A 24,331-nucleotide genomic window follows, 5' to 3' on the forward strand; every position below is an offset into this window, starting at 1 on the left:
CCTGATTTTTCCACTTATATATCCCACTGATTAATACCGTCTACCTCCCTATTTCTAAATTTTAGGGTGTCAACAGAGTGATATTCTCTATTGTCATCAATATAATTGTATTTCAAGTAAAAGGTACGAGTTTCGGGGTCATAGGTGCTCTCTCCAGAGTCAGTAAAATCAAATGCTCCATCTATGGGCAGTAGATTTACAGAATGATCTTCGTTAATTTTGATCAGGGCCTTATAATCGCCTCCGGTATACCCTGCCCATCCTGAGGTTTCCAGTAGTGTTTCTCCAACCCCTACTGTAGTTAAGTCCCATGTTTTTTCATTGTGAATAATAGAAGTATCCGTTGCGGTTGCTATTCCAGAATGATAATAAACTCCTTCCTGAGAGCTGATATACTTAAAGGTAATAATCGTAACGTTTTTATCCGACAGTATGGTATCGGCCGATGTGTTGTTGTCTAATTCAAAACCTAGCGCATATTGTCCGGATAGTGCTATTGTATCATTTAAAAAGTCATCTGTCAGTGTTACTTTGATCAATCCCATCATATCTCCCTTGGGAATATAGAAGGTGTTGGCATCTTTTTCTTCCAATGAATTTGTAATTGTATAATACGCTTCAGGTAATATAGTGTATCCTAAGCTAGTTGCTGTATCCGGATTAAGGTGATAGCTTACCCACTCCTCTTTGTTATTGGCTATTTTTCCACCTAGAACTACACCTACCTGAATATAATTATATTCATCTACTATAATACTTCTGTCGATGGTTTCATTGGCAAAATAGATGGCACAATATTCATAATCTTCTACAAAGTCATCGTATTTACAAGCTGACACAATGAGTATCAGCGCAAAGAGGATATGATATTTAAAATTTATATATTTCATATTCTTGTGTATTAGTTTATTGCTCATTTAAAATTTGCCCTTTATCTAAATTCTCTGTTTCAGAAAGTTTGAGGCAGGGCGCTTTACTTCTTTTTTTTACCATCCGAAATTTTGAACCAAACGATTAGACTTGGCTATTTCGCTATAAGGTATTGGGCCGTAATAGGTATTGGATTCGTAGTTTCTAGCCTCAATATCAATTGTTTGGTAAGTGAATGATCCAGACGCTTCATTTTTGATTATCATCACACCCTGAACGGTATTATTGATTGTTTCGATGGGGATTTTCCAGCGTCTCAAATCCCAATAACGATGTCCACGGAAACACAATTCAATTCTACGTTCATTTCTAATGTATTCCCTAAATTGTTCTTGGGTATTAATACTGTTAGTAAGTTCGGTGTTGTCTACATTATCGAGTCCTTCTCTATTTCTAATGGCTAGTAAGGCATCCATGGCTGAATGGTTGATGCCCCACTCATTTAAAGCAGTTTTAGGGTCGCTACCAGCTATTTCATTAACCGCTTCAGCGAAGTTTAGGTAAAGCTCTTCTCGATCCAGAAGTACGGCAAATTTTTGAGAAGAGGTTGTTTCTCCGTCGAGTTTACGGGGGTCGTTACCAACAGCAATATTGCTAAGGAATCGTTTCATATAATACCCGGTTCTGGTAGCATTGTTTCGCAGCACACCGTTGTAATCGGCTCCGTCCACAAAAGTCTCTACTGGGTCAAAGTTTCCAAACATGGGATCACCGTTGTAAGCAATGAAGTGATAAAAACGCGCATCTCTGCCTTCATAAGGATTGCTTATGTAGTTAGGGTCATTGAGATCTGCAGGCAAGCCGTTGGCCATGGGGAAGGCGTCAATTAAATTCTGTGAAGGATTACATTCCCCTTTGCCGTAACGAGAAGGGGGGAAGTGAGTGTTTTCGAGTGTGCTCGAGCTGGCTGAATATCCTGTTCTCCAATAGTGATCTTCGCTTGCTGTATGATCAAACTCTCCATAGGCTTCCAGAGTCTGAAACCCTCCATCTTCCTGAATGGCTCTGTAAGCAGCAATGGCCGCATCTATCCATTTTTGGTTGTTATTCGTTGGATTATATGCTTCGCTCGCTGCGTATAGTAGCACTCTGGCTTTCAGTGCTAGGGCTGCTTTTTGTGTGGCTCTTCCATGACGAAATTCTTCATCATATACGCTTATGCCGTTTAAGTAGCTTTGAGGTAGGTATATATAGGCGGTATCTAAATCGTCAATAATGGACTGTACGCATTCGTCATAGGTATTGCGAGTTAGGTTAGCATATTCATCGTTTTCATACACTTTTTTTACAATTGGATATCCCATTATTTGTTGGCCAGCAGCATCCACAGGGCCTGCATATTCCTTTAACAAAAGTGATTCGTTCCATGCCCTTAGGAAATGAGCTTCACCATAATACCTGGCTTTAGCAATGCTGTCTAATTCATCATCACTACCTGTGAAATGTACATCAAGTCCATTTTCGAGATAGTAATTGATTTGAAGTATATTGGTATAGGCAAAGCTCCATTCTCCTATGGGATAGTAAGAAGAACTACCACCTCCTGTTGCATAAATAGATTCAGTGGAGTTATGGACTGCATTATCTGTATAATAGTCATTACTAATTCCTATTTGATCCACCCAATCATCCTGGATGTTATCATATACCTGATCTAATACGGCGTGTGTATAACTGATATTCTTCCATAGTTGTTCGTCGTCTACCCATCCTCTTTCTAAGGGGTCTAATGTGTCAGAACAACCTGAAATGATAAACAGAAAGGTAAAAGCGGTCCATATTTTTGTGGGTATTGTTTTTATATTTAATTGTTTCATTACAGTATAGTTTAAAATTTTAGAATTACACCTGCAGATAACTCTTTGAACATAGGATAATCAGTATAACCCCCGCTCATCATTTCCGGATCCCGATCTTCTAGAGATGAAATGGTTAATAGGTTTTTTCCACGCACATAAAATTTTGTACTGCTTAAAAACGAATTGCTTAGTTTACTCGAAGGTATGGTATAGGCTAATTCCACATTTTTAAGTCGGAAAAACCCTCCATTTACTAACCAATAAGTAGAATTTCGATCGTTATTCGAACTACCCATGATGGTTGAGCGAGGCATCACGTTTCCATTGGGAAGATCCTTATTTATGAGTGTTGATCGGGACTCAAATCCTTCTGGTTGATAAAAATTATCGCCGTTTAGGTTAATGTCATAGCCAGCTAAACCGTTTGCATTAGCATATATACTAAATCCTTTATAGCGTAAATTGAGCTGTATTCCATATATAAAACGAGGGTCGGAGTTGCCAATCTCATGTACGTCATTTTCGTCTACTTTCCCATCGGAGTTATGATCCAAATAACGAATATCACCAGCGTAGGTCGTTCCAAAATTTTGGTTGGAAGCCAGCGCATCTTCATTACTAACGAATAGACCATCTGCGTCCAATCCATAAATAGCATCCGTAGGAGTTCCTTCTCGCATGCGGTAAGTATCTGTATATTGAGGCTCGCTAAGTAGTTCATTTGTTTCTACAAAGTAGGCTCCATTGATTCCCATGCTATAGTGTAAATCACCGATAGCGTCGTTATAGGTAATGCCTAATTCTATACTGTTTGCACTAACCTCTTCTAAATTGTAGTAAGAAGTAAATGCAGCGCCTCCTGCCATGGAAGGGTATTGATAGTAATCAAACATTCCTGTTGTTTTGGAATAAAAATAGTCCATTTGAACGGCTAATGAGCGCTTAAGAAATATGGCATCTGCACCTATGTTAAAGGTCTTTTTCACCGGCCAATCTAAATTCGGATTTCCTGTTTGTTTTTTCTCGTATGTTGTAGTTGTTTTGTTATTCGTAGGATAGGTGCCAAATCGAATGGTTCCGTCACTGCCCCAACGATCAAGGAAGGTATAGTAGTTACTAGCGTTTATATAGCCTTGTTGACCGTAAGAACCACGAATTTTTAGATAATCAATTTGATCACTTCTTTTCAGAAAGTTTTCGTTGCTAACGATCCAAGAGGCGCCTACTGTTGGAAATAATTTATACCGTTTATTGTCTAACATGTTGGTACCTACATAGGACAATATTGTTTCTATTGCGTATTTATCCGATAGTGAATAGTTTGCTCTCCAGTTTAACATTTGCCGTGTGTTAATATTTAGTCGACCTTCCATTTCGTAGGAGTTGTAATAATAGGCTAAGTCACTCGAGATGGCATGTTGGTCGAAGGCATGTGTGTAACTAAAAATGCTATATGAATTATATTTTCTATATACACTTTCTCCGTTATCAGAAGGACTTAATTGGGTGGTTCCTACCGAAGTTTGATGGATCAGCATTGTGTCATTCCTATTTTCAGAGGTGGTGAAAAGTAATTCATATTCATCTGATGAATGATCCATATCAACTGACATTTGATTCCAGAGATCGATGCTTCCGCGGGTTTTAAAAGACAGTCCTTTTACTATTTTATCCATATCAATGGATAAGCCTGTGTTGAATGCCATGCGCATGTCTGTTTGTTCAATATAGCCTCCTTCACTAAGTTCAAACATCAGGTTTGTACCTAGGTCTTGATTCGTAATATAGATTGAGTCACCTAACATTAAAGGAAATGCATTAGGAGCATAGGAACTCATCACGCCAAACATACTTCCGGTGGCATACTGTGGAGTTCTTTGTTTTTGATAAGTTCCGGTTAGTGCGGCATCTAAAATAATAGCGTTGGATAGATTCAAATCGATATTCGAACGAAAGGATAAATCGTCGCAATACCTTTTTTCTGACAGTTTTTCCAATCCTTCTAAATTGTTGTAGGCAATGTTCAAAAAGTAGCGGCTGTCTTTTGTTCCACCAGATGCTTGTGCGTTAAATTGATGGCGTATGACATGGTTTCTTAAAAACGTATCAAAATAGTCAACATCAGGATATCGTATAGGATCGGAACCCTTTTCATAGGCACTTAGAGCCTCTTCACTATAGAAAGCTTGAGAGTGGCCATCATTTAACCAGGCTTTGTTAATTGCGTTGGCATAGTCATATGAAGGAAGAAACTCGCCTAATACAGTGGGTGTTCCAGATCCGTATTCATATTCGAAACTCATTTCCCGGGTTCCACTTATTCCTCTTTTGGTTTTAATTAAAATTAAACCGTTTGCCCCTAAATCGCCCATAAATGCTGTTGCAGAAGCTCCTCTCATAAATATCACTTCATCAATTTCCCGAAGACTCACTTGTGAAGATTGAGGCAGACCGTCCACCAATATTTCTACGCCATGGCCATGATAGGTGATGCTGAACCCCTCGTATCCGGGTCTACTGGAAGTTTGTTTGATCATTAAGCCGGGTATCAGTCCGCATAAAGCTTCTGTGAAAATTCCGCTGGGATGTTTTTCCAGTTGATCTCCACTTACCTTAATAACGCTTCCTGTGGAACGACTGGAAGGAATCTGTGCAAAAGGGATAGCTACCTTTTCTTTTTCGTTAAAAAAAGAAGTTCGTTGTATGATTAATGTGTCGTTTGGTAATTTTCCAAGGTGTACAGGGTGACTTGCGTTCTTATATCCTTCGGCATGAACAGCCAGAAAATCATCTAATTCAACTTCTATTTCAAACTGACCATTTTGATCTGTTACGGTCGTTTTTCTGCTCTTATAAGCGGTGAGTAATAGGTTTGATACAGGTTTTCCTGCGTCGTCCACCACCAAGCCGCTGGTGAAGGAAGTGGATCTTTTTTTACTATTTTGAGCGTGTGTTGGACTCAATAAGAAGCCCCCAAGCAAAATGATAAGTAGTAATATGTTTTTTTTCTTGTTCATAGCGATTTAATTTACCATCCTGGATTTTGATCAAATTCTATATGTATTGCCACATCATCATCTTTGAGTGGATATAAATAGTGGCGTTCTTCAAATCCTTTCACTATTTCATGTTGTACTTTTGAGAACATATATCCTGTTGGATATTCAGGACTGACGCCCACCCAATCGAGATTTGTTCTGTAAACAGTTCTGATTTCATCCGTATGTGCGATATGCCATCGGCGAATATCCCACCAACGATGTCCATCTTCAAAGCAAAACTCAACACTTCTTTCATTTCGAATGCGTTGTATGAAGTCGTTATGGTTTAAATATTGACTATTTATATTGGGCATTCCTACGCGGTTTCTTATTTTGTTGACCGCCTGTTGTGCAGAGTAGAGGGCATTGGCAGGGTAGGTAGCCTCAAAGTTATTTCTTCCGGAAGCCTCATAGGCCGCTTCAGCATAGTTTAAATAAGCTTCCGAAACTCTGAACCATACTGCGGGTACAATAAATGGTACCTTGCCTGCTGTTGTACTTCCTGATATTCCTTCGGGCCAAAACTTACGTGCCATATAGCCAGTGTATGAATTGGGCCAGTCGGAACTTTTTTTACGGTAATCTTTTCCTACACTGCCGTCGGGACCGGTGGCGTAAGTCTGCACTTCGTCTCCATTCTTTCCATTGGGCCACGACACCTGGTTGTAGAGGATGTCGTTATAGAAACGGGGGTCTCGATTTATATAAGGGTTTTGTTCGTTAAAAGTAGGATCATCTTCAGTGGAAAGGCCGTTTTGTGTTTCAAACCAATCCACTACATCTTGTGTAGGACAGGCACCCAGACTATATTTGTTTTTCAAGTAATCCTTGGTAAAAAAGACTCTACCTGGCATGGTGTTGTTGTAATAGTGGTTTGTTTCGCGATAGTAACTAAATATAATCTCGCTGTTTAATACGTGATTCATAAATATTTCGCGATAAGCAGTCAGTTTCTCCGGTGATCCTTTTAGATAGTCTTCACCATCTACCGTTTGTACATCCAACTCTATGGCTTCCGATGCATCAATGAGAGAATGGTAGGTATTGTCGCTTTCAATATATTCAATAAGTTGATTGGCTGCTACGGCTGCTTCTTCCCATTTTGAATAATCGTTTTCGGTATTGTAAGTGGGGCTTGCTGCATATAACAGAACCCTTGATTTTAATGCTAAGGCGGCAGCTTTTATGGGTCTGCCGGTATTAGAAGAATCCCAGGTGTGGGGTAACTTATCGAAAGCCAAATCACAATCGGCAGCAATTTCTTGGGCCGTTTGGTAATAGCTTAAGCGATCGTAACCCAAATATTCATTTAAATCCAAGGAGTTTCTGAAATAGGGCATTCCTCCATAGCGTTTTAATATTTGAAAATAACACATGGCTCTAACAAATGCACATTCGCCAATTAAGAAGTCTTTTTGTTCTTCTGTAATGTCATCCGGTTGATCTATTCTTTCTATGGTTATGTTCGCAATACGGATACCTTGCCAACCTGCTTCAAATGGAAAGGTGAATTCATATAACCCATTACCTGAACCTTTTTGAGTGTAGTATAAATAATTGCCTTCGATGCCTGCGTCATATTGTGTACGGGGATAGGAAGCAATTCCTTCATCACTATATACAATGGGGTGTGAATAGTGCTTGTTATCGCCCATTACTTCTATGGCATTGGTGTTGAATATCATATTATACATGTTGTCGGCATATTTGCGCATATTGTAGTAAGTAGAAAAAACTTCTTCTTCTGTTATAATATCAACATCTTCTGATTTATCCAGATAATCTTCTCCACAACTGAAAAAGACTAGCGTAAATAAGATAATATATAGTATATTTTTCATTTTGTATTTTTAAAGAAGGTTACCATTAGAAATTAACTTTTAAGCCGAGGTTGTACCTTTTTAATATGGGGTAGTTACCTACGTTTCCACCTTCTGGATCACCGTATTTCATATCGGTGATGGTGAATAAGTTGTAAGCGCTAACAAATAAGGTACAGTTAAAAGGAAGAATACGATTGTTAGATTGTAAATCGTAAGATAGTTCTACATTCTTTAGTCGAATAAAGCTGGCATCCAGTAAGGTATATGTATTACTGGTGGTGCTGTTTTTATAAGCAGTAGAGGTGTAATGAGTAATAGGCCATGAAGCATCTGCGTTATCGGGACTCCAGTAATTAAAGTGTTCTGGACGTACCTGTGAGGCTCTTTCCTGATAGAAAGGAAAGTAGAATCCGGTAGCGCTGGCGCTTACATCATCTTGTCCTGAGATAAAGGCTTGGATGTGCCATTTTTTATAATTCGCTCTTAGTGTTAGGCTGAAAATTGTGCTGGCAGTTTTGGGGTCGCCATAAAATATTTTATCTTTTACTTCATCTATCTCTCCATCAGCATTGTAATCTACATACATGATGTCGCCAGGCATCCAGTTTCCTCCAAAAGTTGGAATTACAGAATTCAAAACTTCGTCGATGTTTTGGTATAAACCATTTGTCATTAATATTTTATTGGTGTTGAGCGGTTTTCCCTGGTCTTTTAAGTAGTCTTCGGCGTAGATGCCTTCGGCCATATCTCCTCTTCTATTCTCGCTGAATCCGTATGCCGCAGTAATCGAATAGTTGAAATCGTTATTTACCTGCTTGATATATTTGAGCTCAATTTCGTAACCGTGTTTTTTGGTTTCACCTCTGTTTACTTTTTGTATTTTAGCGGTAGTACCCAAATAGGATGGAATGTCTTGAGGGCTTACAAAAATACCGTCTCTTTCCTCATTGTAGAAATCGACGTTACCTACTATATGGTTTTTAAAGAGGGTAAAATCAACACCTATATTTTTTTTGGTCGCTGTTTCCCATGTGGCATTTTCATTTCCTAAAATGGAGTGGGTTAATAAGTCTCCGGAGTCATTAAAATCGTCTCCAAATTTCATCCTGTAATTGGCTTCGTCTCCACTGCTAATGTAATCAAATGTAGATAGATACATCATTGCAGATGATCCTGATTCACTGCCAGACTGGCCATAGCTGGCCCGAACTTTTAATTTGTTGACAAAGGGCAATGCGTTTCTCACAAAGGTTTCATTGCCTAGACTCCATCCGATGGAGACAGCAGGAAAGAAACCGAATTTTTTACCGGGAGCAAACTTATCGGTACCATTTTGTGCACCACTGGCTTCGATAAAGTATCGTTTGTTATAGTTATAGGTAAAGCGTCCTACGCGGTCTTCCTTGAATAAAGGAAAATCGCTTTGTGTTTCTTTTTTTTTGCGACTCCAAAGCCATAGTGCACTTATGTTATGAGCGCCAAAACTTCGTTTATAATTTAGGGATAGATTATAATATGATTGGTTTTGTTTATAGGTGTTTTTTTCAGTACCAATGGAGGCATTGCCTTGTTGCGCATCTTCACCGTCTACATTTTCCCAAGTGCCATCTTCCCATAAATAAAAATCTCGAGGGGTGTAATTAATTTCTTGTAAAAAAAGATAATTAAGAGAAAAGTTGTATCTACCCGAAACGGATAATCCTTTGCTTATAAAATCTAGCTGTTGTGTTAGTTCAAAATTGGCGGTAAGAACATTCCTTCTCCGGGTGTCTAATCCACTTCCATGGAGGATAGTATATGGATTATTAGAGTTTTGAATCAGGTTGTTGTAAGCCCATCTGTCTGTACTTGAATCGGGATGAACGGGATTGTCATCCGGATATTCTTCTAATAGTTCCCCAGGATAATAGACCGGAGATGCCCACGAGGGATAGTCATAGAAATCAGATGTAAAACTCAAGGAGGATGCTTCATTTTTAGTCTGCATTCTTCCTGCAAAATCGGTCTTGAATGTGGTGCTTGGACTAAGGTCAAAGTCGAGATTGGTACGGTAGCTCAAAACATCAAAAGTGTTTTTTGACTTATAGCCCAAATCTAAATCCACTTCTTTAAAGGCATCACCTTCGTGGGTATACCCTAAGGAAAGAAAATATTTTACTTTGGCAGTTCCTCCACGTGCAGAAAAATTGTGTTTTTGAGCTGTTGAAAAGGACTTTGTTAATACATCATACCAGTCTACATCGGGATACAGGTATGGCATGTCCTGATCTTTATAATGTTGAAGTGCTTCATCAGAAATGAGTTGGTCAAACTGTCCATCATTCTTACTGGCAATGTTGTATAAGGAAAGCGTTTCGTATGAATTAGCCATTTCTACAGGACTGGTAGGCTGTTTAAAGGTGAAGGTAGAGTTGAAGGATAACTTTGGTTTGCTTATGCTACCCCGCTTGGTGGTAATTATAATGACTCCATTGGCTCCTTTAACACCATAAACCGCTGTTGCGGCTGCATCTTTTAATATACTAATGGATGAGATTTCATTGGGATCCATGTAGGAAAAATCGGATAGCTGTTCTACACCATCTACTACTACCAATGCCTCATCGTTATTTACCGATGAGCGTCCTCTGATATACAAGCTGGCACCATCTTCTCCGGGCTGGCCAGAACTGGTAACGGAGATCAGTCCGGGAGACATACCAGAAAGTGCACTGGAAACATTGGGGGCTCTCAGGGATTCGAGCTCGTCGCCACTTACCTGATCGATGGCCGAAAGCATACTCTCTTTGGTTTGTACCCCATAACCCACCACTATTACTTCGTCCATTCCTACGATGGTTGAAGTCATGGTTACATCGATGATGTTTCTGTTAGCAATGTCTACTTCTTTGGTTTCCATTCCAATAAAGGAAAATACAAGCGTTTGGGTTTTGCTTGCTACGCGAATGGAATATTTTCCATTCATATCCGAAATGGTTCCGTTCTCTGTGCCTTTTTCGGCAATTGTTGCTCCGGGAATTCCTAAGCCATCTTCACCGATAACGGTTCCGGTAATCATTCTGTTTTGTGCCAGTATTTGACCCGATGCAAATATGAGCAGCAGAAACAGAATGGTAGATTTAATTAAGTTGAGATTTTCTTTCATTTCATTGAGGTTTAACAAATTATTATCATAGGTCTTAATTTTAGTTTTTATCTAAGCCATGAGGGGATAGAGTCATTTTTTATCCATTCCTTGATTCGTTTATCTAGTGTATCTTCCGTATATTTATTTTTTCCGGCAGGGATTGCATTATTTTTGGGAAGCCATTTCTTGTGAGCTTCAATAATCGCTGCATATTGGGGGTCGCTGGCTAAATTGATGTGTTCTCCCGGATCGTTTTGGTGGTTGTATAGTTCTTCCTCGCCATTGCGATAATGTATATATCTCCAGTTATTGCTTCGTATGGCGTGATTTTTATAATACCATGTGCTTAAAACCGGTTTATCCCAGATTGTCTGTGGATTTTCCAGTAGGGGAACTAAACTGGTACCTTCCAGTTTAGGTAGTTTGGGTAAATGACATAAATCAACGAGTGTTGGGTAAATATCAAGCAAGCTGACCACTTGATGGCTTTGTGCTTTTTTATTTTTTGGGGTGGGTATTTTGAAGAATAATGGTACTCTCGTTGATTCTTCCCAAAGTGCTTGTTTACGGAAATGACGTTTTTCTCCTAGGTGTTGACCATGGTCAGACCATAATACAATGATTGTGTTATCTGCATTAGGACTGTTTTCTAGAGCATTTAATACCTTTCCAATTTGGTCGTCTACAAATGTGACACAGGCCAAATAAGCATGAACTAATTCCGGTAAAATTTCTTTTTTTCTGCTGATATCATACCAACCTCCATTGGGTGTTCGTCCGAAGGCGATGGATTTTCCCATCAAGGGGATGTCATGCATTTCATCATCAGGAATATCGGGTATTTTTATTGAGTCAATATGGTACATGTCAAAATACTTTTGGGGAGCTGTATATGGAACATGAGGTCTTAAAAATCCGGCAGCCATAAAGAATGGTTTGTCCTGCTTTTTTGATATCTTATCGATGGTCCAAGACGCGATCTGTTCATCATACATACCGCCTTTGGGTATTTCTTTTTCAGAAAGAGGTCCACCGCATAGTGAATAAAATCGGTTATTGGATTTATAGTAATTATTAATAGTGTCTTCGCCATATAGTTGAACCAATTGTCCTCCGTCCTTGGTAAAAGGGTAAAACATTCTACCGCGATAACCAAATCCAGCTTCCTTAATATGTTCTTCCATATTGTTCCAGAAGTGAGGAGAATATTCAGTCCAATAATTATCTGTTTGAGAAGGATGATCAGATTCTCCATCGTGGAATACTTTACCGGCTGCATAGGTATTATAACCGTTGTTTTTAAAATATTCGGGTAGCATCATATGGTCTTTCATTACCTCAGTGTAATTTGTGCGCATTGCTTTGGTGGATGCGTACCATCCTGTTGTTGTAGGATGCAGTCCGCTTAAGACAGAATTACGAGATGCTGTACATACTGCTTGTGAGCAATGTGCATTGGTGAAAGAAACACCATGGTTAAATAGTTTGTCTAAATTTGGTGTAATGGCTTGTGAGTGACCACCTAATGGTTTTATCCAGTCGTTTAAATCATCAACAGAAATAAATAATACATTGGGTTGTTTTATTTCTTTTTTCTCATGATGATCAGAGCAGCTTTGTGTGCATACGAGTAGGCCTAACAAAATGATTATCTGATGTTTCATATGTTTGTAATTTATTTTTAAGATCACATGGAAATGGCTTAAATTACCCACACTCCTGTGTGCGTAATACTTTATCATGGTTCGTTTCATGTGTATTGTATTATATAATGTTCGTTTGTTGTTTTGACTTGCGGGTCAAAACCTTTTTTTGATGTATTGATCATCTTAACCATGCAGGTATTGAATCGTTTTTGATCCATTGGCTTGCGCGCTGATCCAGTTTGTCACCTTTCCATTCAGTTTTACCTGCCGGTAATGCATTTTGGGTGGGTAGCCATTTTTTGTGTTCTTCAATTACCTTTTTATATTTTGGGTCATTGGCTAGATTGGTATGTTCACCCGGATCAATTTTGTGATCATATAACTCTTCGCTGCCATCACGATACTGGATATATCTCCAGTTCTGACTTCTGATAGCGTGGTTTTTATAATACCAAGTGCTTAGTACTGGTTTATTCCACTCTAAATTAGGATTCTTAATGAGGGGGAGAATGCTGTTGCCCTCTAGTTTGGGAGCTTCAGGCAGGCCGCATATGTCGACCAAAGTAGGGTAGATGTCTAATAAACTAACCACTTGATTACAGTTTGCTTTTTGTTGTTGGTTTCCAGGAAGCTTGAAATAGAGGGGTACATGGGTGGATTCTTCCCATAGGGCCTGTTTGCGCCAATGTCTCTTTTCTCCCAAGTGCTGTCCGTGATCAGACCATAAGACAATAAGTGTATTGTTGGCATATTTGCTATTTTCGAGGGCTTGGATTATTTTACCTAATTCGTTATCAACGAATGATATACATGCTAAATAGCCATAAATTAATTCTTTCCAATAAGTGTTACTTAGGTTAACAACAGCATTGTGGTCGCCGTTTTTAATGGTACCAAAGGCTATTGATTTTCCCATGATAGGGATATCTGAAAATTCATTTTCTGGTATTTCAGGTAGTTTTATTTTATTTAGATCGTATAAATCAAAAAAATGTTTTGGAGCTGTATAGGGGACGTGAGGACGAACAAAGCCTACCGCCATAAAAAATGGTTTTTGATGCTCTTTTTGTAGTTGATCCACTGCCCATTCCGTAATTAGTTCGTCAAACATTTTGCCTCCTGGCATATCTTCTCGCTCAAGGGCACCATAGCATAAAGAGTGACCATTAGAATATTCTTTGCCGTAATGGTTAATGATCTGGCTGCCTTTTTGGGGGAAAGGGTAGAATTTTGTTCCCCCGTAACCATCACCTCGATCTTTTAAGTCCTTTGGTACTTTATAATTGGGTGCAGTAATGTCCCAAAAATCCTGTGTTTTGTTTTTGTAATCAGATACCCCACCATGAAAAACTTTTCCAACAGCCAATGTTTTGTAACCATTGTCTTTAAAATATTGAGGTAGCATTTTATGGTCACCCATCACCTGATCGTATGTTTTGCGCATGGCACTGGTTGAACTGTACCAACCTGAAGTGGTGGGGTGTATTCCGCTTAGCAGTGAATTACGAGAGGCTGTACATACTGCTTGAGAGCAATGGGCATTGGTAAATAAGACACCTTGATTGAATAGGTAATCCATATTGGGTGTAATGGCTTGGGAATGTATATTTAGCTTGCCGGCCCAGTCATTTAAATCGTCAATGGAGATGAAGATTACGTTGGGGTGATCATTGTCATTACTTTGGGCTTTGAAGGTGGTGGTTTGTGCCCATAAGATAGCAATAACTATGGTGTTTAATATTTTATTTTTTGTGAGTTTCATCCCGTAAAATTGATTTTTTAGTTAGATTTTGCCGATTGTATGGGTTTACTTATGATCAAGGTATTTGATAAGGTGATATACTTGCAAGTTGAGGGGTTTCATTTCATCCAGCATGGGAGTCCATGGTTCGTATGTAGCCGTAACAATACCTTTGTTGGCATCTATATTAGAGGGGTCTACGCCTTTTGCATTGGGGTCATTATCCATGTACTTGAAGTAGTGCCATCCTACACAGTTTTTGGATTCCAATAAGGCTAAAGTGTAATTTTGATAAAATAGACCTCTGTCTTTTTGGGTACGCACAATCCAACCGGCACCGGATGTATTTCCCATGCCAGAATCTTCACCTTTGGTATAGTACTCTGTTATAATGAATGGTTTGTTAGTCCATTTGGTCCAGTTGTCCATTTGTGCAGAGTCAGGCGTCCAATAGTTGTAATAGTTGGTTGAAATAAGATCCAGGTGTTTACCTGCTGCTTTCATAAATGCAGCATGGTTTTTCTCATTACTATAAAAGCGTGCACCAATATACATATGGTTGGGATCATACTTTTTGATGGCTTTAGCAACCGTTGAAAAATATTTATCGGCCACCAAGGCCATAAAAGCGGCTCTGTTTTTATTGCTTATTGAATCTTTACTGATGCCATTGTCTTTTAACCATTTTATGGCGGCCATATAGCCGTAATCGTCAGTGGGTAAAGAAAGGTAGTTGTCTAAAGCCTTAAATTTAAAAGGCATTTCATTATCTGAGAAATGACCAAATAGATGAGGATCGTCTTTTAATTTTGCCAATTGTTGGGCGTGTGTATCGCAAAAGGATTCAAATTCAGGATCAAAAACAAAGATGGCATCTTGGGGATAACCTGTATGGCCTGGTTGCATATAGGTTCCTCCTCTTTTTTTACCGTAGCTCGACATGAAACTCCAGTTTACGGTATAGGCAATGGGTCTTTCTGCTGTTTTATTATAGGCAATAATGGCTTCGGTATCGGACCATGAGCCTGCACAGTTAAAGCCATGGTTGTGTAAGAGTTGCATTGTTTCTTGTGTCCAGTTTTCTTTGGATCCGAATTTTTGTTGCAGTGCATCTTTACTTACTTTGGTTTTTCCTGTTTTTACACTGTTTAGCCCAATATTAACGTATTTGTAACCCAGCGGATCTATAGCCCACCATCTGCTACCTACTTTTTTTACATGAAAATATCCGGTAGCTTCTACTTGCTGACTCATGTCTCCTCCGTAGATACTAAGATCAGGTGCTTGTTTGGGTTGCTGGTAATCGGCCAGTAAATTGATGGTTCTTGTTTTAAATGGTTGGTAGTCATTGTATGACCTTGTTCCATCCTTGTGGTATGCTTTGGTCTTTGCGTCTACCATTAGGTATTCGGATGCTTTGCTTTTTTGCCTATTATGTATGCTGCAGCTTAATAAAAGAACCATTAGAAAAGAAACGGTGGGGTTGAAATATTTTGTGAATGACTTCATTAAGATGTGTATTTTATTTGCTTAATAGTGCTGTCTTGAATGGCTTCGGTTCATCTGATTTTACCATTTGTAATCTTTTCCCTCTCTACTTGCTCTCCATGATTGTTTAACTTTTTCTAATTCAGATTTCATTTCGTTAAATAGGAGGGGCTTTTCTAAAGCCAGATTATGTTTTTCTTCAGGATCCTTTTTAAGGTTAAATAGCATCATCTCGCTTTTTTGCTGAGGGATGCATATTTTGTAGTCTCCTTTTATATAGGCATATAATTCAGTACCGCTATAGGAGCGCATATAACCCGAAGCGTAAGGGATTGAGCGACTAGGTGCTTTGCCTTCTAGTAGTAAGTGTTTCAGGCTTACCCCATCTAAGGGAATTTTCTTACTCACATTAATATTCAAGATATCCATAATTGTTGGTAGGTAATCGTTTGTATTGGCCTGATAGTCGGTTGTTTGTTTGCTTTTTATTTGTCCGGGCCATATTGCGATGGAGGGTACACGCAGACCACCTTCCCACATTTGGTGTTTGTGACCACGATAGGGACCGGCAGAGGCGATGCCTTTTTTGGTTACAGGGTCAGCTGGTCCATTATCGCTGCAAAAGAATATAAGTGTATTTTTATCTTGTCCTATTTGTTTTAGATAGGCTCTTAATCTTCCAATTTGTTCATCCATTGCTGTTATACAACCGTAGTAATGTTTCTGACCTTCGGGCAAGTCAGGGTATTTGGCTAAATATTCCGGGCCAGCCAAAATAGGCTCATGAGGCGCGTGAAACCATATAGCTGCAAAAAAGGCCTTGTCATCATTCACTGCTTTTTCGATGAAGGGGATAGCCCGATCCATGATGATGCGACTATCATCACCGTCTAAATTATCTTTGACAGGTTTTCCATTATGAAGATAGATAGAGCCTCCCCAGCTTCCATCTTCTTTTGATCCAAAGCCTTTCCAGTTGTATGGTGTTTGTGTTGGATTCCAAGTGGGAACAGCACTTTTGGTGGCAAAAGTTTCATCAAAGCCATGCTGCCATGGTGGAGAGAAGTGACCACGCGATTCTATCTTTTCTGCTTCGATCCACCCCAGGTGCCATTTTCCAAAGAATCCTGTTTGGTAACCTGCTTTTTTTAGTATTTCAGGTATGGTCTTCTCCGCATGGCGCATGGCGCCTGTGTGTGCAGCAAATATGCCTTGTCGAAAAGGGTTTCTACCGGTTAAGCAACTTGCTCTTGTTGGAGAACAGAGGGGTGCTGCAGCGTAAAAATTGGTAAAACGAATACCTTCTTTCGACATCTGGTCTAGATGTGGAGTGATAATATTCTTATTTCCATTAAAACCTACATCACCCCAGCCTAAATCATCTGCCATCAGTAAAATGACATTTGTTTTTGGGTTCTGGTGTTTTGGGTGTTGACAGAATAAACGAGGACTTGTTGTAAGTAAGGTAAATATTAGAACGATGTAATTGATAAGCTTCATGATAAAATAGGTTTTAACAAAATTTATTATTTATCGTTAAGGTTGTTTTTCCGATTTAGTGCCTCTAGGTAATAGTAATCGGCATATATCAATGGAGTATTTATTTCGCTGTTTTTAGGTTTATGACCGGTAGAGTGTTGCAGTAAGAAGCCTTTTTGATATGTATTGTCGGGGAAGTAGGTCTGGCTACTTAAGGAATCTATGATATCGTTGGCCTTTTGATAATAGAAACGACGGTTTTTCTTGCTATAGGATCCTAGTTCGTAAAGAGCTGAAGCTATAATTGCAGCAGCTGAGGCATCTTTTGGTTCGTTTGCATTTTGAGGTACGTCCAGGTCCCATAATGGTATGATGTCCTTTGCCAAGCTGGGATGGTTTAAAATGAACTGGGCAGTTTTTTCAGCTTGTTTCAGAAATTTACTGTCCTGGGTTTCCCTGTAAATCATGGTGAATCCGTATAGTGCCCATGCTTGTCCTCTTGCCCATGAGGAATTGTCTGCATATCCCTGATGTGTACATTTCTGCATAACTTGTCCGGATGTAGGATGATAGTCTACCACATGAAAACAACTACCATCTTCGCGCATGTGGTTGGCCAATGTTTTGTTGGCATGGCTCACTGCTACTTGATAATATATAGGATCATCGGATAACTTAGATGCAGTAAATAATAACTCGAGATTCATTAAATTATCAATAATGACTGGGAATTGCCATTTTTCTTGGTGATGGTCCCATGATTTTATGCATCCTACTTTTTTGTCAAATCGGGAGATGAGGGTTTTTGCCGATTGAATAATGATATCCTTATAAGCTGGATTTGCTGTTATGCGCAGTCCATTCCCGTAACTGCACATTATTTTGAATCCTAAATCGTGGTCTCTGTTGTTTAATTTCTCATTCTCTAATTTTTCAGTGTATAACCTTGCGTTATGTTTCCACTGCGAATCTTTTGTAAGGTCGTAGGTGAGCCAAAGCATGCCAGGATAAAATCCACTGGTCCAATCGCGAGCTTGTACATATCTAATTTTTCCATCCGGGTTTATGCTTCGAGGAAATATGTTTTTTGTATTATTTGTAAGCACATTTGAATGTGTTTGATAAGATGCCTGCATTTTAGTTTCTATTTTCTTCTTTAATGCGGAGTCAACTTTTCTTTGTGAACAAGAAATTGTTGACAAAGAAATGGTAAACGCGCAGAAAATAAATGGTAGATGAGTGATTTTCATTTGTGTAAAAGTTGTTGTTAAATTTCAGAATGGTAACGATACAAATATACCCTCTAAATAGGTATGGAGACTAGGATGTATGTTGCAAATACATTGAAATAATGTAACATATAGAACACATGTTACATGTATAATACATAAGTTCTACATATAGTTGGGCAGGTCATTAGGATTGTGATTTTTTTAATTATTTTAGCGATATATGCTATGATGTATGAAAAAAATATATAGTTGTATTTGGATTTTATTCTTCTTTGTTTTTAAGATATGTGCCAGTGATTTGAGTGAATTTACCTTTGCTAAAATATCTCCGGAAGGGGGTGTTGGGTATAGCTCAGTTATGTGTATTGGGCAAGATGATTTGAGTTTTATTTGGTTTGGAACTAATAATGGACTTTTTAAATACGATTCTAAGAATATTACCCGCTACGCTACCAACTCTTCTGATAGTTCTGCTATTCCTACCAACAGGATTAATCAGTTTTATTTAGATGATAGCAAGGTATTTTGGATAGCTACAGAGAATGGTCTATGTAAATATAACAGATGTACTGATAGTTTTACAACATTAAGATTGATAAATAATCAGCGTGATATTGTTGGAAAAAACATACAATCTTTTCTTCAGGATGAAGACGGTCAATTTTGGATTGTTGATGAAATTGGTGTATGTAAACTGGATACCTCGTTAAACAGTGTAGAATACTTTCCTGTTACGGAGGATAATGTAAGGGTTAATCGTGGGTATACAGATCACAATAAGCAGCTTTGGGTCACCGCATACGATGGTAGAATTTTTAGATTTGATTCTCACAAACAGGATTTTGTGCTTTTCTCAAAAGGACTGAGAGATACTCCCAGGGCTTTATTAGTAGATGATAGTGGGGTATGGGTTGGGTATGGAAACCAAGGATTGGTTTGTTTGTCTTTAACCGACGGAGAAGAGATGTTTCATTACCAGTATGGTTATGCCCCTCCCTATTGCTTAAGTAATTCGAAAGTCCGCGATTTAACCAAAGATCTGAAGGGTAATGTATGGGTTGCTACCTATGATGGAATTAATATTATTAATAACTATCATTTTGTAACCAGTTTGTCTGATGAGGATTTGTATAATATTCCACATCAGTCCATATGGTCTTTTTTTAATGATTCTGAAAATAACATTTGGGTAGGAACATGGATGGGGGGCTTGTGTATGTATGATGAATATATGAACACAGTTTATCATTATAATAAAAATGCCTTATTAAGTACATTGACCGATGATGTCATTAGTTGTTTTGCAGAGGGTAAGGATGAGGATATCATTTGGTTTGGAACAGAGCGGGGGGGCGTGTATTGTTTAAATTTAAAAAATAACGATTTAGAGCGCATTAGATTGGGGCAGTTAAGTGATGTAAATGTTAAGTCCATAGCTATTGATAAGGAGAATACCATTTGGATAGGTACTTATGGAAATGGTATATGGTATAAAAAGAGTACTGAAAAGAATTTTTCATTATTTGATTCGCCCCATCAGTTGGGATGGCAGATTGTGGATATTACACCAACAGACGAAGGTATATGGTTTGCTAATTATTCGCAAGGAGTGCTGTTTTATTCTTTTGAGACGAAAAAAACCAGAAGTTATAAACATAGTTCGAGAGATTTGTATTCAATATCAAATGATTATGTTCGTAATATTATTTCCGATAGCCAAGGAAATATTTGGATAGCCACCATATCCGGATTAAACAAATATGTACCTTCCGAAGATAAATTTTATCGTTTTTTCAAAAAGGAAAATGACACGAATAGTTTGTCAAATGATTTTATCTATTCGGTACAGGAGGATGAGGATGGAATTATCTGGATTGGCACCAATGGAAACGGCTTAAATAGATATAATCCGGAATATAATAAGTTTGAAGTACTCACTATGGAAGATGGTTTGTCGGGGAATGAAGTTTATGCCATTGTTTTGGATGATAATGGTTTATTGTGGATATCTACAGAAAATGGAATTACCTCGATCAATACTGTTAGTTTAGAAACGCGTAACATGACTAGTGAAGCTGGTATTTATAATAACAAGTTTAACCCCTCAGCAGGATATAAATCAAAATCAGGAGAATTGTTTTTTGGAGGTTCCAATGGGTTTATTAGATTTTCGCCGTTTATGATCAGGACAAATCCAGTTGCGCCCATTGCCATTATCTCCCATTTCTCTATTAATAATCGTGAAGTAATGCCCAATACTATCGGTTCTGTATTGAAAGACCATATTAGTAATACGCGGGAAATTCGACTACATCATCGGCAAAATTCCTTCAGTTTTGATTTTGTTGCTTCAAATTATTTATTTCCTTCTAAAAATAAGTTTAGGTATCGATTGCTGGGTTTTGATGAAGAATGGTTGGAAACTGATTTTGTTGGTAAGGCCATATATACCAATATTTCACCTGGCAAATACGTATTTGAGGTGTTGGCTGCAAATAACGATGAAGTATGGAACCATGAACCAACCAGCCTAGCAATTGTGGTGTCGCCACCTCTTTGGAAGCGATGGTATGCTTTTTTATTTTATCTGATTACTATTGTTGTTTTGGCTTATTTGATTAGGGTTGAAATTATTAGTAAGGAGAAGCTTAAGAATGAAGTTACCATAGAAAAAATTCACTTGGAAAATGAAAAGAAGCTGAGTCAACTTAAGCTACAGTTTTTCACCAATATTTCTCATGAGTTCAGAACGCCCCTGACTCTCATATTAGGCCCAGTTGAGAGATTATTGAAAAGCTATGCAGGCGAAGATCAGGTGGCTGATCAACTTACCATAGTGCGGAATAATGCTTTGCGATTGTTGAAATTAGTTACCCAGATCATTGATTTTAGAAAGGTTGAGACTGGAAAAATGGAGTTGGAAATGGTTGATGTAAATATTGTAGATCTTTGTTCTGATATTTATAACAGTTTTAAGGAACATGCTCGTTATCGAAATATTACATTTAGTATGGATGTTGACATGTCTCAAATAAGCATTAAGATAGACAAAGATAAATTTGATAAAATTTTATTTAATTTATTATCCAATGCTTTTAAAAATACTCCTGATAATGGTGTGATTAAGCTGGTGATGAGGAAAAATGCCGTTTATGGTAAGGATATGTTTAAGGATAGCTTTGTGATTGGTAAAATGTTTAAAGGTGATTATTTGGAGGTGAGTGTGCATGACAATGGTTGTGGAATAGCACGGGATGATTTATCAAGAATTTTTGATCGTTTTTATCATGGAAAAGAAGGTAAATATGCGAATGTGGGTATTGGATTGTCATTGACAAAAGAGTTGGTTAATATGATGCAAGGAAGGTTGGAGGTTTATACGGAAGAAAAGAAAGGTTCTGTTTTTGCCGTTCAGTTTGCTATTGATTCCAATGTTCGCTTTGATCATCAAACATTGTTAAGTGAAATGTCTAATGGTTGGGATAAAGGAGGGGCGCCAGCCGAATGGGAGAGTGTGGATTTAAATGGTAATATAAAACACAAGGATGCCTTGGTACTGATTGTAGAGGACAATGTGGAATTATGCGATTTTATTAGTGAGGTTTTACATCCATATTTTAAAACCGTTAAAGCGCCCAACGGAAAGGTAGGCATAGAATATGCTCAAACAATTTTTCCGGATATAATTGTTAGCGACGTGATGATGCCTGAAATGGATGGGTGCGAACTTTGTCAGCAAATAAAAAATGATATAAAAACGAGTCATATCCCGGTTATCTTATTAACAGCCTTAAATTCTGTACAGGATAAATTTACAGGATTAAGTATAGGTGCTGATGCATATATATCGAAACCATTTAAGGAAGAATTGCTCATTGTTCAAATAGATAACCTGATAGAATCGAGAAAGAAATTAAGTGAAGCATTCTCATCGGGTGGAGGTTTGTGGGAAGAGAAAATTGCAGACCTGTCCATGGATAAGAAGTTGGTAGAGAAGGCTCTTAGAATAGTCCATAAGAATATGCTTAACGAGAATTTCTCGGTAGAGTCTCTCGCAGCGGAGATAGGACTTAGTCGTACGCACTTACACCGTAAACTAAAAACAATCACCAACCAATCTGCATCGGAGTTTATTCGTAATACGAGATTAGAAAAAGCGAAAGAATTAATGAGCAAAGGTGAGCTTAAGATTAATGAAATAGGTTTTGCTGTTGGTTTTAATTCGCATACGTATTTTACCAAATCATTCAAAAAGTATGTGGGTCTTTCGCCTCAGGAATATTTAAAAAGTAAGCGTTAGTTAGCTGTCATGTTGGTATTTCTAGTTTTAACATAGTTTTTGTGGTATTGTTGCAGTGCTACGATTATCTTAATCACATAGGCAATCGTTTATTTTATCTATTCCCTTTTGATTATCTGAAAGGATGAGTAATACATCATTGGGTTTGATAATGGTTGATCCGTTGGGGGTTAGGTATTTGTTATCTCTTTTTATCATAGCAATAATCGCTTCCTTGGGGAAACTGATGTCTACAATTTTCTTATTCACCGCATTGCTATCTGGCAAAATAACAAGTTCTTTCATGGCTGTTTTGGCCATGTTGGTTAAGAATCTGTCCGTTTCAGAAATGGGTTTGACTTTTTGAGGCAATGCCACATGGAGCCATTTTGCAAATACAGACAGGGTAGTGCCTTGAATTAGTATGGATGTGACGGAGATAAAAAATACAATATTAAAAATCATATTTGCCTTATCAATTCCTGCTATTAGTGGATAGGTTGCAAATACAATGGGTACAGCTCCGCGTAAACCTACCCATGAAATGTATAGACGTCGTCTTACTTTCATTTTGAAGAATGCAAGACTAATGAAAATACTCATGGGGCGAGCCACAAGTATTAAGAATACGGATATGAGCATTCCTATACCAATCAGTGGAATAACCTGTGTAGGAAAAACAAGTAAGCCTAATGTGAGGAATAAAACGATTTGCATCAACCAGGCCAAACCATCGTACATTCTAAGAATTGTTTTCTTATGAATGAGATCTTGATTACCTAGGTAAACTGCACAGATATATATGGCCAGAAAACCATTTCCTCCTAAAAAGTCGGTGACAGAAAATGTTACAAACATCAGCGCTATCACTAAAACGGGATAAAGGCCTTCAAAGTCAAGTTTTATTTTGTTGATGATGATCTTACTGAGTTTCCCAAATAAAAAGCCAGTAATGCCTCCCACAATCATTTGTTGCAGAAATAAAAGAATAATAGAGACTATGCTTTGATCTTGATTGATGACTAATGATAAAAAAGCTATTGTAAGTACATAGGCCATGGGGTCATTACTTCCACTCTCCATCTCTAAGGTGGGGCGTAGGTTAGATTTTAAAGCAAGACTTTTGGACCGTAAGATTGAAAATACTGCTGCAGCATCTGTGGATGAAACTATGGAACCCAGGAGCAAACTCTCATATATGGTAAAGTCTGTGATAAGCCACACAAATGTGCCTAAGGTTAGTGCTGTTAGTAAAACACCCAATGTTGATAATACAAGTCCTTCTTTTAAGATGGGTTTTACCGATGACCAATCCGTATCTAGCCCTCCCGAAAATAAAATAAAATTAAGGGATACGATACCAATGAATTGAGCTATTTTATTGTTGTCGAAGTTAATGCCACCAATACCGTCGGTGCCTGCTAGCATTCCTATGGCCAGAAACAGCAATAATGTGGGAACTCCGAATTTATAGGAGGTTTTACCTACAATTATGCTAATAAATAGTAGAAGGGATCCTATTAATAATATGTTTTCGATGGATAAATTCATGCTTTATTTTATTTTTAATCTGTTGTATCTAAAAATACGGCTTCTTTTTAGAAATTACCAGAGGTCTTCGTAAGGATCATTGCTGCACTTTTGCAGCAAGTATTCCTAAAATGTGCGTTAACACAGCTGGCGTTAGTTGAAGGTAAATGTACAAATTTTGTAGGATAGCTAGTATTGTGATTTACATAAAAAAAT

12 protein-coding genes are annotated in these 24,331 nt (G+C 38.1%); 1 reads left to right on the plus strand and 11 read right to left on the minus strand.

Annotated elements, in window-relative coordinates; all coding sequences use genetic code 11:
• Nucleotides 1–14 precede the first annotated feature (14 nt).
• From CYTFE_RS0123170 to CYTFE_RS0123215, 10 genes are all read right to left on the minus strand, one after another.
• Nucleotides 15–890, minus strand: coding sequence for a DUF1735 domain-containing protein (locus CYTFE_RS0123170; RefSeq protein ID WP_027473771.1), 876 nt, complete (start codon nucleotides 888–890; stop codon nucleotides 15–17).
• A gap of 96 nt (nucleotides 891–986) precedes the next feature.
• Nucleotides 987–2,747 carry a RagB/SusD family nutrient uptake outer membrane protein gene (locus CYTFE_RS0123175; RefSeq protein ID WP_027473772.1) on the minus strand — a complete coding sequence of 587 codons (1,761 nt, stop codon included), beginning with the start codon at nucleotides 2,745–2,747 and terminating at the stop codon, nucleotides 987–989.
• Between the two features lie 11 nt (nucleotides 2,748–2,758).
• The gene (locus CYTFE_RS0123180) at nucleotides 2,759–5,746 is read right to left on the minus strand and encodes a SusC/RagA family TonB-linked outer membrane protein (protein WP_027473773.1); all 2,988 of its coding nucleotides are present in this window, start codon (nucleotides 5,744–5,746) and stop codon (nucleotides 2,759–2,761) included.
• A gap of 11 nt (nucleotides 5,747–5,757) precedes the next feature.
• Nucleotides 5,758–7,611: a RagB/SusD family nutrient uptake outer membrane protein gene (locus tag CYTFE_RS0123185; protein ID WP_027473774.1), complete on the minus strand. Its 1,854-nt coding sequence runs from the start codon at nucleotides 7,609–7,611 to the stop codon at nucleotides 5,758–5,760.
• A gap of 25 nt (nucleotides 7,612–7,636) precedes the next feature.
• Nucleotides 7,637–10,738: a SusC/RagA family TonB-linked outer membrane protein gene (locus tag CYTFE_RS0123190; protein ID WP_027473775.1), complete on the minus strand. Its 3,102-nt coding sequence runs from the start codon at nucleotides 10,736–10,738 to the stop codon at nucleotides 7,637–7,639.
• A gap of 47 nt (nucleotides 10,739–10,785) precedes the next feature.
• Nucleotides 10,786–12,384: a sulfatase gene (locus tag CYTFE_RS27895; RefSeq protein WP_052343391.1), complete on the minus strand. Its 1,599-nt coding sequence runs from the start codon at nucleotides 12,382–12,384 to the stop codon at nucleotides 10,786–10,788.
• 160 nt (nucleotides 12,385–12,544) lie between these two features.
• Complete coding sequence (locus CYTFE_RS27900) at nucleotides 12,545–14,128, minus strand: sulfatase (protein ID WP_052343392.1); 1,584 nt, start codon at nucleotides 14,126–14,128, stop codon at nucleotides 12,545–12,547.
• 45 nt (nucleotides 14,129–14,173) lie between these two features.
• A complete protein-coding gene (locus CYTFE_RS0123205) occupies nucleotides 14,174–15,616 on the minus strand; it encodes an agarase (protein ID WP_027473776.1) in 1,443 nt (480 codons plus the stop codon).
• A 60-nt stretch (nucleotides 15,617–15,676) separates the two neighbouring features.
• Nucleotides 15,677–17,095, minus strand: a complete 1,419-nt coding sequence (locus tag CYTFE_RS0123210; protein ID WP_027473777.1) for a sulfatase-like hydrolase/transferase — start codon at nucleotides 17,093–17,095, stop codon at nucleotides 15,677–15,679.
• Between the two features lie 26 nt (nucleotides 17,096–17,121).
• Nucleotides 17,122–18,210, minus strand: a complete 1,089-nt coding sequence (locus tag CYTFE_RS0123215; RefSeq protein ID WP_200871308.1) for a glycoside hydrolase family 88 protein — start codon at nucleotides 18,208–18,210, stop codon at nucleotides 17,122–17,124.
• A 328-nt stretch (nucleotides 18,211–18,538) separates the two neighbouring features.
• Here CYTFE_RS0123215 and CYTFE_RS0123220 point away from each other — a divergent pair, with 328 nt between their 5' ends.
• Nucleotides 18,539–22,606 carry a two-component regulator propeller domain-containing protein gene (locus CYTFE_RS0123220; RefSeq protein WP_027473779.1) on the plus strand — a complete coding sequence of 1,356 codons (4,068 nt, stop codon included), beginning with the start codon at nucleotides 18,539–18,541 and terminating at the stop codon, nucleotides 22,604–22,606.
• Nucleotides 22,607–22,675: 69 nt separating this feature from the next.
• Here the strand turns inward: CYTFE_RS0123220 and CYTFE_RS0123225 are convergent, their stop codons facing one another.
• Nucleotides 22,676–24,136 carry a potassium/proton antiporter gene (locus CYTFE_RS0123225; RefSeq protein ID WP_027473780.1) on the minus strand — a complete coding sequence of 487 codons (1,461 nt, stop codon included), beginning with the start codon at nucleotides 24,134–24,136 and terminating at the stop codon, nucleotides 22,676–22,678.
• Nucleotides 24,137–24,331 lie beyond the last annotated feature (195 nt).

The organism is Saccharicrinis fermentans DSM 9555 = JCM 21142, from assembly GCF_000517085.1.
GTDB lineage: Bacteria > Bacteroidota > Bacteroidia > Bacteroidales > Marinilabiliaceae > Saccharicrinis > Saccharicrinis fermentans.

Bases quoted from the DNA above. Each gene is read 5' to 3' on its own strand.
- CYTFE_RS0123225 (WP_027473780.1), bottom strand. From the start codon at position 24,136: ATGAATTTATCCATCGAAAACATATTATTAATAGGATCCCTTCTACTA.
- CYTFE_RS0123185 (WP_027473774.1), bottom strand. From the start codon at position 7,611: ATGAAAAATATACTATATATTATCTTATTTACGCTAGTCTTTTTCAGT.
- CYTFE_RS0123205 (WP_027473776.1), bottom strand. From the start codon at position 15,616: ATGAAGTCATTCACAAAATATTTCAACCCCACCGTTTCTTTTCTAATG.
- CYTFE_RS0123175 (WP_027473772.1), bottom strand. From the start codon at position 2,747: ATGAAACAATTAAATATAAAAACAATACCCACAAAAATATGGACCGCT.
- CYTFE_RS0123190 (WP_027473775.1), bottom strand. From the start codon at position 10,738: ATGAAAGAAAATCTCAACTTAATTAAATCTACCATTCTGTTTCTGCTG.
- CYTFE_RS0123210 (WP_027473777.1), bottom strand. From the start codon at position 17,095: ATGAAGCTTATCAATTACATCGTTCTAATATTTACCTTACTTACAACA.
- CYTFE_RS0123180 (WP_027473773.1), bottom strand. From the start codon at position 5,746: ATGAACAAGAAAAAAAACATATTACTACTTATCATTTTGCTTGGGGGC.
- CYTFE_RS0123170 (WP_027473771.1), bottom strand. From the start codon at position 890: ATGAAATATATAAATTTTAAATATCATATCCTCTTTGCGCTGATACTC.
- CYTFE_RS0123215 (WP_200871308.1), bottom strand. From the start codon at position 18,210: ATGCAGGCATCTTATCAAACACATTCAAATGTGCTTACAAATAATACA.
- CYTFE_RS27900 (WP_052343392.1), bottom strand. From the start codon at position 14,128: ATGAAACTCACAAAAAATAAAATATTAAACACCATAGTTATTGCTATC.
- CYTFE_RS0123220 (WP_027473779.1), top strand. From the start codon at position 18,539: ATGAAAAAAATATATAGTTGTATTTGGATTTTATTCTTCTTTGTTTTT.
- CYTFE_RS27895 (WP_052343391.1), bottom strand. From the start codon at position 12,384: ATGAAACATCAGATAATCATTTTGTTAGGCCTACTCGTATGCACACAA.